13 protein-coding genes are annotated in these 13,981 nt (G+C 69.3%); 1 reads left to right on the forward strand and 12 read right to left on the reverse strand.

Annotated features, from left to right (window positions below; genetic code table 11):
- Nucleotides 1-95 precede the first annotated feature (95 nt).
- The 10 genes from der to pyrG form a co-directional block, all read right to left on the reverse strand.
- Nucleotides 96-1,607 (reverse strand): ribosome biogenesis GTPase Der, encoded by a 1,512-nt coding sequence (gene der, locus ABFX56_RS13125; RefSeq protein ID WP_346233800.1) that lies wholly within the window; start codon nucleotides 1,605-1,607, stop codon nucleotides 96-98.
- A 193-nt stretch (nucleotides 1,608-1,800) separates the two neighbouring features.
- Nucleotides 1,801-2,481 (reverse strand): (d)CMP kinase, encoded by a 681-nt coding sequence (gene cmk / locus ABFX56_RS13130; RefSeq protein WP_346233801.1) that lies wholly within the window; start codon nucleotides 2,479-2,481, stop codon nucleotides 1,801-1,803.
- Nucleotides 2,478-3,569, reverse strand: a complete 1,092-nt coding sequence (locus tag ABFX56_RS13135; protein ID WP_346233802.1) for a prephenate dehydrogenase — start codon at nucleotides 3,567-3,569, stop codon at nucleotides 2,478-2,480. The genes cmk and ABFX56_RS13135 overlap by 4 nt, the downstream gene beginning before the upstream one ends.
- Nucleotides 3,566-4,363, reverse strand: coding sequence for a pseudouridine synthase (locus ABFX56_RS13140; RefSeq protein ID WP_346233803.1), 798 nt, complete (start codon nucleotides 4,361-4,363; stop codon nucleotides 3,566-3,568). The genes ABFX56_RS13135 and ABFX56_RS13140 overlap by 4 nt, the downstream gene beginning before the upstream one ends.
- Nucleotides 4,350-4,958, reverse strand: coding sequence for an SMC-Scp complex subunit ScpB (scpB, locus tag ABFX56_RS13145; RefSeq protein WP_346233804.1), 609 nt, complete (start codon nucleotides 4,956-4,958; stop codon nucleotides 4,350-4,352). Before scpB ends, ABFX56_RS13140 begins: the two co-directional genes overlap by 14 nt.
- The gene (locus ABFX56_RS13150; RefSeq protein ID WP_428834453.1) at nucleotides 4,951-5,760 is read right to left on the reverse strand and encodes a segregation and condensation protein A; all 810 of its coding nucleotides are present in this window, start codon (nucleotides 5,758-5,760) and stop codon (nucleotides 4,951-4,953) included. Before ABFX56_RS13150 ends, scpB begins: the two co-directional genes overlap by 8 nt.
- Nucleotides 5,761-5,767: 7 nt before the next feature.
- Nucleotides 5,768-6,658 (reverse strand): ParA family protein, encoded by an 891-nt coding sequence (locus ABFX56_RS13155; RefSeq protein ID WP_346233806.1) that lies wholly within the window; start codon nucleotides 6,656-6,658, stop codon nucleotides 5,768-5,770.
- A gap of 111 nt (nucleotides 6,659-6,769) precedes the next feature.
- The gene (gene xerD, locus ABFX56_RS13160; RefSeq protein ID WP_346233975.1) at nucleotides 6,770-7,693 is read right to left on the reverse strand and encodes a site-specific tyrosine recombinase XerD; all 924 of its coding nucleotides are present in this window, start codon (nucleotides 7,691-7,693) and stop codon (nucleotides 6,770-6,772) included.
- A gap of 8 nt (nucleotides 7,694-7,701) precedes the next feature.
- Entirely contained in the window at nucleotides 7,702-8,403 is a 702-nt protein-coding gene (locus ABFX56_RS13165; RefSeq protein WP_346233807.1) for an NUDIX domain-containing protein, read from the reverse strand.
- A complete protein-coding gene (gene pyrG / locus ABFX56_RS13170; protein ID WP_428834454.1) occupies nucleotides 8,387-10,081 on the reverse strand; it encodes a CTP synthase in 1,695 nt (564 codons plus the stop codon). The genes ABFX56_RS13165 and pyrG overlap by 17 nt, the downstream gene beginning before the upstream one ends.
- Nucleotides 10,082-10,355: 274 nt before the next feature.
- Here pyrG and ABFX56_RS13175 point away from each other — a divergent pair, with 274 nt between their 5' ends.
- A complete protein-coding gene (locus tag ABFX56_RS13175) occupies nucleotides 10,356-11,258 on the forward strand; it encodes an endonuclease domain-containing protein (RefSeq protein WP_346233809.1) in 903 nt (300 codons plus the stop codon).
- Nucleotides 11,259-11,337: 79 nt separating this feature from the next.
- Here the strand turns inward: ABFX56_RS13175 and recN are convergent, their stop codons facing one another.
- Together recN and ABFX56_RS13185 are read right to left on the reverse strand one after the other, a co-directional pair.
- Nucleotides 11,338-13,050 (reverse strand): DNA repair protein RecN, encoded by a 1,713-nt coding sequence (recN, locus tag ABFX56_RS13180; RefSeq protein ID WP_346233810.1) that lies wholly within the window; start codon nucleotides 13,048-13,050, stop codon nucleotides 11,338-11,340.
- Entirely contained in the window at nucleotides 13,047-13,976 is a 930-nt protein-coding gene (locus tag ABFX56_RS13185) for an NAD kinase (RefSeq protein WP_346233811.1), read from the reverse strand. The genes recN and ABFX56_RS13185 overlap by 4 nt, the downstream gene beginning before the upstream one ends.
- Nucleotides 13,977-13,981 lie beyond the last annotated feature (5 nt).

A 13,981-nucleotide genomic window follows, 5' to 3' on the forward strand; every position in this document is an offset into this window, starting at 1 on the left:
GCCTGGCTCCACGAATACAATCACCACAGGCCCCACACCGCCACCGGAGCCAAACCACCCATCACCCGGTTAACCAACCTCCCTGGGCAGTACAGCTAGCGACGGCGGCGCTCGCGGACACGCATGTTCACGTTGATCGGACTGCCCTCGAAGCCGTACAGCTCCCGCAGCCGGCGGGTGATGAACCGACGGTACTGCGGATCCAGGAATCCGGTGGTGAACAGCACGAACGTCGGCGGCCGGTTCGAGGCCTGCGTGCCGAACAGGATGCGAGGCTGCTTGCCCCCGCGCACCGGATGCGGGTGCTCCGCGGTGAGCTCCGCCAGCAGCGCATTGAACTTGCCGGTCGGGATGCGGGTGTCCCACGACTCCAGCGCCAGCTCCAGCGCCGGCACCAGCTTCTCCATGTGCCGGCCGGTCTTCGCGGAGATATTCACCCGCGGCGCCCAGGTCACGTGAGCGAGGTCCTGCTCGATCTCCCGATCCAACATCGTGCGCCGGTCATCGGTGAGAAGGTCCCACTTGTTGAACGCCAGCACCAGCGCCCGCCCGGACTCCAACACCAGGTCGATGATCTTGAGGTCCTGCACGCTGATCGGCGCGGTCACATCGATCAGGACGACGGCGACCTCCGCCTTCTCCAGCACCGCAGTGGTGCGCAGCGTCGCGTAGAAGTCGGCGCCCTGAGCCAGGTGCACGCGGCGACGGATGCCGGCGGTGTCCACGAACCGCCAAAACTTGCCACCGAGTTCGATCTGCTCGTCCACCGGGTCGCGCGTGGTGCCGGCCAGTTCGTTGACCACGACCCGCTCCTCCCCCGCGGTCTTGTTCAGCAGGCTTGATTTGCCCACGTTCGGCCGGCCCAGGATGGCGACCCGGCGCGGCCCGCCGACCTCGTCTTTCGCGACGGCGGACACCTTGGGGAGCACGGTGAGCACCTTGTCCAGGAGGTCGGCCACTCCCCGGCCGTGCACGGCGGACACCGGCCACGGCTGGCCCAGGCCGAGGCTCCACAGCGAGGCCGCTTCCGGCTCCTGCCGGATATCGTCGACCTTGTTCGCGACGAGGATCACGGGCTTCTTGGTGGCCCGCAGCATCCGAACGACGCGCTCGTCGGTGGCGGTGGCGCCGACGGTGGCGTCGACGATGAACAACACCACATCGGCGAGATCGACGGCCACCTCCGCCTGCGCGGCCACGGAGGCGTCGATGCCGCGGGCGTCCGGCTCCCAGCCGCCGGTGTCGACGATGGTGAACTCGCGCTCGTTCCACCCGCCCTTGTAGTTGACCCGGTCACGGGTGACGCCGGGAGTGTCTTCGACGACGGCCTCGCGGCGGCCGATGATGCGGTTCACCAGCGCGGACTTGCCCACGTTCGGGCGACCGACCACGGCGAGCACCGGCGGGGCCGGACGGAAGAAGTGCTCGTCGGCGCCCTCGACGGCCTCCTCGAGCAGGCGGGCGTCGTCATCGTCGAGGTCGTAGTCGCGCAGGCCGGCGCGCAAGGCATCCGCCCGCTGGATGGCATCGGATTCGTCGAGCGCGGAGAGCCGCTGCGCGATCTTCTCGTCCAGGGCGGGGAAGTCGTCGCGCTCGTCGGTAGGCATGGACTCCATCCTACGATCTGCGGGGGTCTCGATACGCGGCCTCGTTCCTCGGGCGCTACTCGACCAGCGGAGCAGCCTCGTTCCTCGGGCGCTACTCGACCAGCGGAGCAGCCTCGTTCCTCGGGCGCTACTCGATGGGCGGGAAGGGGGCTGCTCGAGGGTCTCGACGGGGCTCGACCAGCGGGCAAGGGCGCTACTCGGCAGGTGGAGGGGCGGAGTTGCGGATGAGAGTGACCAGGGCGGAGACGGTGGCGTCGAAGTCCAGGTTCGTGGAGTCCAGGGTCACAACGCCGTCGGCGGCGTTCATGAAGTCGACCACCTTGGAGTCCTGAGCGTCCCGGGAACTCAACTTCTGCCCGACCGCCTCGATCGTGCGGCCGTGTTGCGCGGCTCGCCGGGCCACCCGTGACTCCTCGGATGCGGTCAGCAACACCCGCAACTGCGCATCCGGCGCCACCACGGTGGTGATGTCGCGACCCTCGGTGATCACTCCGGGCCGGGTGCTGGAGGCGATCACCTCGCGGAACAGCCGCACCAGCCGCTCGCGCACCGCCGGGATCCGGGCGATGTGGCTCACCACGGCAGTGACCCGCGGTTGCCGGATCGCGGCGGTGATGTCCGTGTCGCCGACGCTGACGAAGTAACGGTCCGGGTCGATGCCGATGCGATAGTCGAAGTGCTCCAGGGACGCCAGCACCGCATCCGGGTTCTCGGTGTCCACGCCGTGCTCGAGAGCGTTCCAGGCGACGGCACGGTAGGCGGCGCCGCTGTCCTGGTAGTCGAAGCCGAGCGCGCGGGCCGCGGCGCGGCTGACGCTGGATTTGCCGCTACCGGCAGGGCCATCGACGGCCACTACAACCTGCGCGCCCGTCACCGCCACGCCTCGGCGATCCGCCAGCCGCGGGCCTCCAATTCGGTGACCAAGTGGTCCTCTGCCTCCGGCAGCACCGAAATCTCGGCCAGGCCGATCGGCGCACCGGGCGAGTGCTCCAGGTGCAGGTCCTCCATGTTCACACCCACCTCGCCCATCTCGCTGAGCAGGCGGCCGAGCTCGCCCGGCCGGTCGTCGACCATGACCACGATCTGACTGAACCGGCGGTCTTGCCCGTGCTTGCCGGGGATGCGGGACACGCCGACGTTGCCGGCGGCCAACGACTCCGCCAGCGCCCGTCGCGCGCCCGGCACCGCCGGGTTCTCCAGCACCGAAAGCAGCGCGTCGAGGTCGCCGCGGAACGACCGCAGCACGTCCACGACCGCGGCGGAGTTCGCCGACAAAATCTGGATCCACAGGGTCGGGTCGCTGGAGGCGATCCGGGTGGTGTCGCGTAGGCCCTGCCCGGCCAGACCCAACGCGGCGTGGTCGCCGTCGACGAGCCGTTTCGCCAGCAGGGAGGCGATCACCTGCGGCACGTGGGAGATCAGCGCGACGCTGCGGTCGTGGTCCTCTGCGGCCATCCCCACCGGCACGGCACCGAGGTCCAGCGCGAGGTCCTCGATGATCCCCAGTTGCGCGGCGGTGTTCTCATCGGTGGTGGTGATCACCCAGGGCCGCCCCAGGAACAGGTCGGCACGCGCCGAGATGGCGCCGCCGCGCTCCCGGCCGGCGAGCGGATGCGAGCCGATGTACCGGGCGACATCCGCGCGGGCGGCACGCAGCGCGATCAGCGGGGCGGCCTTCACGCTCGCGACGTCGGTGACCAGGGCTCGCGGATGCGCGGCGAGTTCGGCGCGCACCACCTCCGCCGTCACATCCGGCGGCACCGCCACGACCACCAACTGCGGGTCATCCGAGTCCACAGCGGCCCGGCCGGCCCCGTAGTCGATCGCGAGTCCGCGGGCGGCCGGCGAACTGTCGTCGACGATGACATCGATGCCTTTCGCCGTCAGGGCGAGGCCCACGCTGGCGCCGAGCAGCCCGGCGCCCACGATCCTCACCTGTCCGGACAGTCGAGATCCGTTCACGCGCCTGAGCTCTTCTTCCCGGCCGCGGTGTTGTCCGTCGTCGATCGGGAGATCGTCAGCAACTGGCCGAGTTCAATTTTAGTCAAATCGCGCAGCTCCCCCGGTGCGAGGTTGCCCAGGTGCAGCGGGCCGAACTGCCGGCGCACGAGTTCGAGCACCGGATGGCCGACCTCCTGCAGCATCCGGCGCACGATGCGGTTGCGGCCGGAGTGCAGGGTGAGTTCCACGATGGTTTCCCGATGCCGGGAGGCGCCGATGATGCGGGCCTTGTCCGCGGCGATCGGCCCGTCCTCCAGGTCGATGCCCGCGGTCAGTTTTGCGAGCGTTGCGGCGGTGACGGCGCCCTCGACCTTGGCCACGTAGGTCTTCATCACCCCGAACGACGGATGCGCCAGGACATGCGCGAGTTCGCCGTCGTTGGTGAGGATGAGCAGCCCGGAGGTTTGCGCATCCAACCGGCCGACGTTGAACAGCCGTTCGTCGAAGCCGGCCACGAACCGGGTGAGGTCGGGACGGCCGTGCTCATCGTGCAGCGAGCTGACGACGCCGACCGGTTTGTTCAGCATCAGGTACCGCCGGCTCGGATCCAGTTGCACGGCGACGCCGTCCACCGAGACCAAGTCGGTGTCGCGCACCCGTCGGCCCAGTTCGGTGACCACGGTACCGTTGACGGCCACCCGGCCGGCCTGGATCAGGATCTCGCTGGCACGGCGGGAAGCCACGCCGGCTGCGGCCATCCGTTTTTGGAGCCGCACCCCTTCTGCGGCCGGGTCGCGCGGTTCAGCGGAGGTCATCGAAGCCTTCCGAACCGTCCGCCAGCAGCGGAGAGATGCGCGGCAGTTCGTCGAGCGAGTTCAGGCCGAGCTGGCTGAGCAGCGCATCCGTGGTCGCGTAGTGGATGGCACCGGTCTCACTGTCGGTGAACGCCTCGGTGATCAGGCCACGGCCGAGCAGGGTGCGCACCACCGAGTCGACGTTGACGGCACGGATCGAGGCGATCGCGCCGCGGCTGATCGGCTGCTTGTAGGCAATGACGGCGAGGGTTTCGAGCGCCGCCTGGGAGAGCTTGCTGGGGTTCTGGGCCAGCACGAAGTCGCGCACCACGTTGTCGTAGTCGCCGCGCACGTAAATGCGCCAGCCGCCGGCCACCTCCCGCAGCTCGAAGCCGCGCCGCACCGAGCCGTCCACACCGTCGTAGTCCGCCACGAGCCGTTCGATCGACTGCCGTACCGCCGGCACTGGGCTGCGCAGCGCGGTGGCGAGGCTGACCAGGCTCTGCGGCTCGTCGGCGACCATGAGGATCGCCTCCAGGCAGCGTTCCAGCGGCAGGGCGGCGGCCGGCGCATCCGGGTCGGTCTCGACGCCCTCGAGGGTGGCGGGCTCAGGCATCGTAATCGGCTCCTAGGTTCGAGAGGCTTTCGTCGGAGAACGACTGGGCGGTCCACCGGATGGTCAATTCGCCGAGCGGCTCGAGCTGGTCGAAGCCGACCGCCGCGCGCCGGTACAGCTCCAGCACGGCGAGGAATCGGGCGACGACCACGCCGGTCTGCTCGGCACCGGCAATCAGCTGGCGGAACGTCATCGGCTCACCGCGACGCAGCAGTGCCACGATGTGGGCGGCCTGCTCCCGGATGCTCACCAACGGCGCATGCAGATGCGTGAGGCCCACGGCGGGAATCTCCCTCGGGGTGAGCGCGAGCACGGCGAGCGCCGCGAAGTCGTCGGCGCTGAGGGTCCAGACCAGTTCCGGCGTGCGCTTCCGGTATTTCTCTTCCAGCCGCACCTGTCGCGGGTGCCGGGTGGACTCGCGCTCCAGGGTGTCGGCGAACCAGACCGAGACCTCTTTGAACGCCCGGTACTGCAGCAGCCGGGCGAACAGCAGGTCGCGGGCCTCGAGCAGCGCGACGTCGTCGGCATCCACCAGCTCGCCCTGCGGCAGCAGGCCGGCGATCTTGAGATCCAGCAGTGTGGCGGCCACGACGATGAACTCGCTGGCCTGATCCAACTCCTCCGGTGACTGCAGCCCGCGCAGGTAGGCGAGGAATTCGTCGGTGACGCTGGACAGCGAGATCTCGGTGATGTCCAGTTCGTGCTTGGCGATCAGCGACAGCAGCAGGTCGAACGGGCCGCTGTAGTTGCTGAGGGTGACGGAGAATCCGGTGCTGCCGGTGTCGCTAGGGTCGTCGACGATGGGGCTGCTAAGCGACGTCACCACGGAAGATCAACTCTCTGGCCATCTGCCGGTACGCGAGGGCGGCCGGATGGTCCGGAGCGAAGGTGGTGATCGGGGCGCCGGCCACGCTGGCATCCGGGAACTTCACGGTGCGACCGATCACGGTCTCGAACACCTTCTCGCCGAAGGTCTCCACCACCCGGTCGAGCACTTCCCTGGCGTGCAGCGTGCGCGAGTCGAACATGGTGGCCAGGATGCCGTCGAGTTCGATGGCCGGGTTCAGCCGGTCGCGCACCTTCTCGATGGTCTCCACCAGCAACGCCACCCCGCGCAGGGCGAAGAACTCGCACTCCAGCGGGATGAGCACCCCGTGCGCCGCGGTGAGCGCGTTCACGGTGAGGATGCCCAGGGACGGCTGGCAGTCGATGAGGATGATGTCGTAGTCGTCCTTTACGCCGCGCAGCACCCTGGCCAGGATCTGCTCCCGGGCGACCTCGTTGACCAGGTGCACCTCGGCGGCGGACAGGTCGATGTTGGCGGGGATGACATCCAGGTTCGGCACGGCGGTCTTCTGGATCGCCTCGCGCGGATCCTTGATCGTGCCCAGCAGCAGATCGTAAATGTTCGGCACGTCGTGAGTCGGCACGGCGAGCCCCGCGGACAGTGCACCCTGCGGGTCGAAGTCAACGGCGAGCACCCGGCGCCCGCACTCCGCCAGGCTGGCGCCGAGGTTGATCGTGGTGGTGGTTTTACCCACGCCGCCCTTCTGGTTGCACAGGGCGATGATGCGGGCAGGACCGTGCCCGCGAAGCTGTTTGGGTTCGGGGAAAATACGGCGCACCCGGCCGGTCGGCCCGAGGACCGGGGCCTCCAAACCGGGAAGTTCTGCAGTCAAGGTGTCCTTCTTAGCTGCCATCTGTGACAATCCTTTACCTTGGGCTCACCGATCACCGGTGAGTCGATTCTAACCGGGCCTGCCACGGCGTCCCGGAAGCGCGCGGCACGTTGCGCGACGCTCGGGGAATACTCAGCGAGCCCGCGGATGCGCGCTGGTGTACATGTCCCGCAGCGTGTCCGCGGTGACCAGCGTGTAGATCTGCGTGGTGGCCACCGAGGAGTGCCCAAGCAGTTCCTGCACGACCCTGACGTCGGCCCCGCCGGCCAGCAGGTGAGTAGCGAACGAGTGCCGGAACGTGTGCGGCGAAATGGTCACACCCAGCTGCGCCTGGCCGGCGCGCGCCTGCACGATCAGCCACGCGTTCTGACGAGACAACCGCCCACCGCGAGCCCCGAGGAACAGTGCCGGGGTACCCGCGCCGCGGGCGGCCAGCGTCGGCCGGCCGCGCACCAGGTACGCGTCCAGGGCGGCGCGGGCGTAGCTTCCCAGCGGCACGATTCGCTGCTTGCCACCCTTGCCGAACAGCCGCACGGTGTCGGCGCTGCTGGACTCCTGCGAGCTGAGGATGTCATCCACGTCCAGCGCGGAGGCCTCCGAGATGCGAGCTCCGGTCGCGTACAGCAGTTCGAGCAGGGCCTTGTCCCGTAGCGACCGCACGTCGTCGCCGTCCGCGGTGGCCAGCAGCGTCGCCATCTGTTCCACGGTGATCGCCTTCGGCAGCCGACTGGCGAGCTTGGGCGGTTTCGTCTCCGCGGCGACATCCGTTTCGACCAGGCCCTCGTCGAGCAGGAAGCGATGGAACCCGCGCACCGAGGAGAGCATCCGCGCCACCGACGATGCCGCCAGCGGGTCCTCCGGTCTGCTGCGCAGCGCCGCGGCGAACGCCGCCACATCATGTTGCCCGATCGCCTGCGGAGTCTGGATGCCTCGCTCGGCGAGGAGCTGAAGGTACGCCCCGAGGTCGCGGCGGTAGGCGGCGACGGTATTGACCGAGAGCCCGCGTTCGATGGACACATGCCGCAGGTACCGGTCCAGGGCGCGGGCCAGCTCCATCACGTCGGTCAGCGTTCGTTTTTTCGAGGCTCGTCGTTTCGTGGCTCATTCATTCGGCGCTGCGACTTGGGGTGCCGCGGCCACGGGGCGCCCGCGTCGCCGAGGCTGCTCCAGCCGCGGGCGCGGGACGCCGCGGCGGCCAACACCGCGTTGGCGAGGATGGCGTTGGCGCAGCGCCGCTCGAGCACGGCGCCGACCGCGGTGTCCAGGTCGACCCATCTGGTCTCGATGTCGGCCTCCTCGGCGGAACGCCCGAACGTGGCGGTCGGGCTGAGACCTCGAGCGAGGTACACCCGGATTGCTTCGTTGCTGCCCCCTGGGGAGGAGAAGAACTCGGTGAGCAGGTCCCAGCGGGTCGCGGCCAGGTCGGCTTCCTCGGCCAGTTCCCGCTGCGCGGCGGACAATGGCGGCTCGCCGTCCTCGTCCAGCAGCCCGGCCGGGATTTCCCAGTCGCGGGCGCCGATCGGATGCCGGTACTGCTTGATCAGCAGCACCCGGTCCTGCTCGTCGCAGGCGAGCACCGCGACGGCGCCGGTGTGGTCGACGTATTCGCGCACGATTTCGCCGTCGCCGTAGTCGAAGCGGTCACGTCGGATGTCCCACACCGCGCCGTGGTAGACCACCTCGCTGAGGCGGATCTCGGCCGTCCAGGGATCGTCCGCCAGCTCCACCGCATCCGGAGCCGTTGCCGCGTCAGGCTGTGACGGCATCCGCCACCTCGAACAGGCGGCTGGCCTGCTGCCGCTCCAGGGCTGCGCCGATCAGGCCGCGGAACAGCGGATGCGCGCGGTTCGGCCGCGAGCGCAGTTCCGGATGCGCCTGCGTGCCCACGTAGAACGGATGCGTCTGCCGCGGCAGTTCGCCGAATTCGACCAGTTGCCCGTCCGGGGAGATCCCGGAGAAGACGAAGCCGGCGTCGGTGAGCTGCTGCCGGTAGGCGTTGTTGACCTCGTACCGGTGGCGGTGCCGTTCGGAGATCACCGGCGCGCCGTACAGGTCGCGCACGATGGAACCCTCCGCCAAGTCGGCCGGGTAGAGGCCCAGCCGCATGGTGCCGCCCAGGTCGCCGCCGGCGATGATGTCGACCTGCTCGGCCATGGTGGCGATCACCGGGTGCTCAGTGTCCGGGTCGAATTCGGAGGAGGACGCGTCGGCGAGGCCGACCACGTGGCGGGCGTATTCGATCACCATGCACTGCAGGCCCAGGCACAGGCCGAGCACCGGGATGGCGTTCTCCCGGCAGAACTTCAGCGCGCCGACCTTGCCTTCGATGCCGCGGATGCCGAAGCCGCCGGGCACGCAGATGCCGTCCAGGTGCGAGAGCAGCCGGGCCGCGCCCTCCGGGGTGGCGCACTCGTCGGAGGGGATCCAGTGGATCTTCACGCTGGTCTGATGCGCGAAGCCGCCGGCCCGCAGCGCCTCGGTGACCGACAGGTAGGCATCCGGCAGGTTGATGTACTTGCCGACCAGGCCGATCTGCACCTCGTACTTGGGGTCGTGCACGGCGTCGAGCAGTTCGCGCCAGCCGGTCCAGTCGACATCGCCGGCGTCCAGGCCGAAGTGCTCGATGATGTAGCCGTCCAGGCCCTGGTCGTGCAGCATGGTCGGGATGTCGTAGATGCTGGGCACGTCCACCGCGTTGACGACCGCCTCCCGGTCCACGTCGCACATCAGCGCGACCTTCTTGGTCATCGACTCCGGCACCTCGCGGTCGCTGCGCAGCACGATCGCATCCGGCTGGATGCCGATGGAGCGCAGCGCCGCCACCGAGTGCTGGGTGGGCTTGGTCTTCTGCTCGCCGGCCGCGCTCAGGTACGGCACCAGCGACACATGTACGAAGAAGCAGTTGGCGCGACCGATCTCGTGGCGCACCTGGCGGGCGGCCTCGAGGAACGGCAGCCCCTCGATGTCGCCGACGGTGCCGCCGATCTCGGTGATGATGACATCCGGTTTCGGCGCGCCGGTGCTGTCCGGCTCGGTGGCCTGCAAGCGCATCCGTCGTTTGATCTCGTCGGTGATGTGCGGGATGACCTGCACGGTGTCGCCGAGGTATTCGCCGCGGCGCTCTTTGGCGATGACGGTGGAGTAGATCTGGCCGGTGGTGACGTTGGCGGCCTGGCTCAGATTGATGTCCAGGAAGCGTTCGTAGTGGCCGATGTCCAGGTCGGTCTCAGCACCGTCGTCAGTGACGAACACCTCCCCGTGCTGAAACGGGTTCATCGTGCCCGGGTCGACGTTGAGGTAGGGGTCGAGTTTCTGCATGACCACGCGGAGGCCGCGTGCCGTCAGAAGATTTCCGAGGCTGGCAGCTGTGAGCCCTTTTCCAAGGCTCGAAACAACTCCCCCAGTGACGAAAATGTGCTTGGTCGTTTCCGCAATATGTTTGATCACCACGGGGTTTTAGCTTATCACCGCCGCGCCGTCGCTCTCCGGATACGAATCGCCCGTCATGCCCGCCACCTGCGCTCACTTGCATATAGAGCTCCTTCCTGGGGCCCGGGAACCACAACAACACGCAAGTCAGGTCCTTGGGGGGGCCTCTGGTGAGCTCAGTTGCATACAGGGCTCCCTCGCGGGGCCCGGGAACCACAACAACACGCAAGTGACAGCGTGCTGTGGATAACACGGGGCAGGGACGTCGCGCTGAGCGCATCCTTCCGGGATGAATCCACGCATCCCGCTACCACCGCACCTGAGCGCCACCCCATTCACCTTCCAGCAGGGTCTGGATGCCGGCCTCGGGCGCAACCGGCTCCGCAGCGACGACCTGCAGCGACCGTTTCGCGGCATCCGCACGCCTGCGGTCGGGGAACTCGCCCTGGTCGAGCGGGCCATCGCGTACCAGCAGAAGATGCCGCAGCACGCCCACTTTTGCGGCATCACGGCTGCGGTCATCCTCGGCGTGCCACTGCCGGCGCGGCAGGAACGCTCGCTGGTGCTGCACGTGGCGGTGCCGCCGCCGCATCGAGCACCGGTCGGGCGAGGCATCCGCGGCCACACCCTCGGCAGTGCGCCCGGTGACGTGGGCGTGTGGCGGGAGCTGCGGATCTGCTCACCGGAGCGCACCTGGTGCCAGCTCGGCGCACTGCTCGCCCTCGCCGACCTGGTGGCCGCGGGCGACTACCTCATCCACGCGGATCGGAATACGCCCGCCTTCAGCTCCGCACAGCGCATGACGGATGCGCTCCAGCGGTACCCGGGCCGCCGCGGACGGCGCCGGCTGCGTGCGGCACTGGGGCTGCTGGATGCCGCATCGGAGTCGCCGCAGGAGTCCCGGCTGCGTGTGGTGATGCTCCTGGGCGGAATCCCGGGCGTGGTCGCCAACCTGCCGATCACCACCTCCGGTGGGTTCCGCTATCGCGCCGACCTCGCCTTCCCCGAGCGCAAGGTGATCGTGGAGTACCAGAGCGAACTGCACAACTCTCCGGCAGCATTCCGAGCCGACATGACGCGCGTCTCGCGTCTGGAGGCGGACGGCTGGTTCGTCATCCTGGTGAACAAGGACGACCTGGACAATCCTGCGGAACTGCTGCAGCGCATCCGCCAGGTGCTCGCTACGCGCTGACTCGCATGTTGTGCTCCTTCCCACGCCGCGGGAACCACACCAGGGCGCAAGTGACGGGGGGTGAGGGCGGGGCTAGGCCTCAGGGGGTGAGGGCGCGGGCGGTGTCCAGGAGTTCGCGGGCGTGGGCGAGGCCGCTGGCGGAGTCGGGCAGTCCGGAAAGCAGTCTGGCCATCTCGGCGATGCGCTCCTCACCGCTCAGCTGCTGCACACTGCTGGCGGTGACCTCCCCGGAGCGATCCTTCACCACCCGCAGGTGATTGGTGGCGAACGCGGCGACCTGGGCGAGGTGGGTGACCACGATCACCTGAGCGGATGCGGCCAGCCGGGCCAGCCGGCGGCCGACCTCGATCGCGGAGGCGCCGCCGACGCCGGCATCCACCTCGTCGAACACGAAGGTGGGCACCGGGTCGCTGGCCGCGATGACCACCTCGATGGCGAGCATCACCCGGGACAGCTCGCCGCCCGAGGCGCCACGCGCCAGTGGCCTGGGTTCGGCGCCGGCGTGGGGCTGCAGCAGGATCGCCACCTGATCCCGGCCCGACTGCGTGTAGTCTTCGGCGTCGCTGATCTCGACCGACAGCTTCGCGTCGGGCATGGCCAGCGCGGACAGCTCGGCGCTGACCCGTTCGGCCAGCTCGGCGGCCGCGGCGGTGCGCAGCCGGGTGAGCTCGCCCGCGAGGTCGGCGACCCGGATGCCGTGCTCGTCGACCGCGACGCGCAACTGCTCCCGGCGATCGGTGTCATTGTCCAGTTCGAGCAACCGGTCGCTGCCGGTCTCCAGTCGGTCGATGGTGTCGTCGAGGGTCGGTCCGTATTTGCGCACCAGAGCGCCAAGCTCCGCCCGCCGCTCCTGCACGGCTTCCAGATCGCGGCCGCCATCCACATCCAGTTCGCTCAGATAGCTCGAGAGTCGGCCGGCAATGTCCGAGGCGAGGATGGCGGTCTCGGCGAGCGCGGCGGCGATGTCGGCGAGCGCCGGGTCGTGCTCGGCGGCCCGATCCAGCTGGCGTTTCGCCCCGTCGAGCAGCCCGAGCACGTCGAAGCCGCCGTCGATCGCCTCGGCGGAAAGTGACTCGCGTGCCGTCGCGGCGGCGAGCCGGAGATCTTCCAGGTTGCCGAGCCGTTCGGCCTGTTCGCTCAGTTCGGTGTCTTCGCCCCGCCGCGGGGCGGCGGCCTCGATCTCGGCCATGTCTGCGCGCAGTTGCTCCGCTTCCTGGGCGCGCTGATCGCTGGCGGCCACCAAGGCATCCAGTTCATCCTTGGCCGTGGTCCACTCCGCCAACGCGCCACGGTACTCGCGCAGCACCGCGGCCAAGTCCGGTCCGGCGAACCGGTCCAGGGCGTCACGCTGCGCGCCGGCGGAGCGCAGCCGCACCTGGTCGGATTGGCCGTGCACCACCACGAGGTGTTCGCCCAGTTCGGCGAGTACTCCGACGGGGGCGCTGCGCCCGCCGACAATGGCGCGACTACGGCCGTCCGGCGAGATGGTGCGCCCCAGGATCAGCGACGCCGTCCGGGCGTCGATCGGGTCGAGCTCTCCCCCAGCATCCTGCGCCCTCGTGGCCGCGATGCCGTCAGCATCGACCTGCCACTGTCCCTCGACCACCGCCGCACCGCTGCCGGCCCGCAACACGGAACTGTCGGCACGGTCACCGAGGAGCAGGCCGAGCGCGGTGACCACCATGGTCTTGCCTGCACCGGTCTCGCCGGTCACGGCGGTGAATCCCGCACCGAGCGGGAGGGTGGCCTCCGCGATCACGCCGAGGTTGCGGATCGAGATCTCCTCGATCACGCGTCGGCGGTCTCATCATCGGCGGGGCCGCGCCATCCGTTGACCGGCAGGGCGAACTTGCGCACCAGCCGCTCGGAGAACGGGCCGGGGTGCAGCCTGGCCAGCCGCACCGGTACCGGGGAGCGGCGCACGATCACGCGGGCGCCGCGCGGCAGGTCGTGGGTGCGGCGGCCGTCGCACCAGAGCACGCCTGTGCCCTGGGTGCGGTCGAGCACTTCGACGGCGAGCACCGATTGCGGCCCGACCACGAGGGAACGACCGAACAAGGCATGTGGGCTCAGCGGCACGAGCAGCATGGCGTCCACGGCCGGCCAGACGATCGGGCCGCCGGCCGAGAAGGAGTAAGCGGTGGATCCGGTCGGCGTGGACATGACGACCCCGTCGCAGCCGAACGAGGAGACCGGGCGGGCGTCGACTTCGATGACGACCTCGAGCATCCGCTCCCGCGACGCCTTCTCCACGGTGGCTTCGTTGAGCGCCCAGGTTTCGTAGACCACCTCGGAGTCGACCTTGACCCGCACCGACAGGGTCATCCGCTCCTCGACCTGGTAGTCGCGGGCCAGCGCGCGTTTCACGCTCGCGGCGAGGTCGTCGCGCTCGCTTTCGGCGAGGAATCCGACGTGGCCGAGGTTGATCCCCAGCAGCGGTGCGGAAGAGCCGCGGGCCAGTTCGGCCGCCCGCAGGATGGTGCCGTCGCCGCCGAGCACGATGACCAGTTCGACGTCGTGCACTCCGACGTCGACCCCGAAGGTGGCGATGGAGGTCAGGTCGGGGGCCTGCACGAGGATGGCGGCGCGCTCGTCGACCTGCACGACGGGGGTGACGCCTTCCATGAGCAGTTGACGGCAGACGTCCTCCGCGGCGTTGACCGAGGCTTGCCGGCCGGTGTGGGAGACGACGAGGATGTGCCGGGTGGGCTGGGTCACGTTGC

The organism is Parafrigoribacterium mesophilum (assembly GCF_039652555.1).
GTDB classification, from domain to species: domain Bacteria; phylum Actinomycetota; class Actinomycetes; order Actinomycetales; family Microbacteriaceae; genus Parafrigoribacterium; species Parafrigoribacterium mesophilum.

What these genes read in the sequence shown, in the direction of transcription:
- ABFX56_RS13140 (WP_346233803.1), bottom strand. Translation starts at nt 4,363, where the DNA reads ATGACCTCCGCTGAACCGCGCGACCCGGCCGCAGAAGGGGTGCGGCTC.
- ABFX56_RS13165 (WP_346233807.1), bottom strand. Translation starts at nt 8,403, where the DNA reads ATGCCGTCACAGCCTGACGCGGCAACGGCTCCGGATGCGGTGGAGCTG.
- ABFX56_RS13155 (WP_346233806.1), bottom strand. Translation starts at nt 6,658, where the DNA reads ATGGCAGCTAAGAAGGACACCTTGACTGCAGAACTTCCCGGTTTGGAG.
- xerD (WP_346233975.1), bottom strand. Translation starts at nt 7,693, where the DNA reads ATGGAGCTGGCCCGCGCCCTGGACCGGTACCTGCGGCATGTGTCCATC.
- ABFX56_RS13175 (WP_346233809.1), top strand. Translation starts at nt 10,356, where the DNA reads ATGAATCCACGCATCCCGCTACCACCGCACCTGAGCGCCACCCCATTC.
- der (WP_346233800.1), bottom strand. Translation starts at nt 1,607, where the DNA reads ATGCCTACCGACGAGCGCGACGACTTCCCCGCCCTGGACGAGAAGATC.
- scpB (WP_346233804.1), bottom strand. Translation starts at nt 4,958, where the DNA reads ATGCCTGAGCCCGCCACCCTCGAGGGCGTCGAGACCGACCCGGATGCG.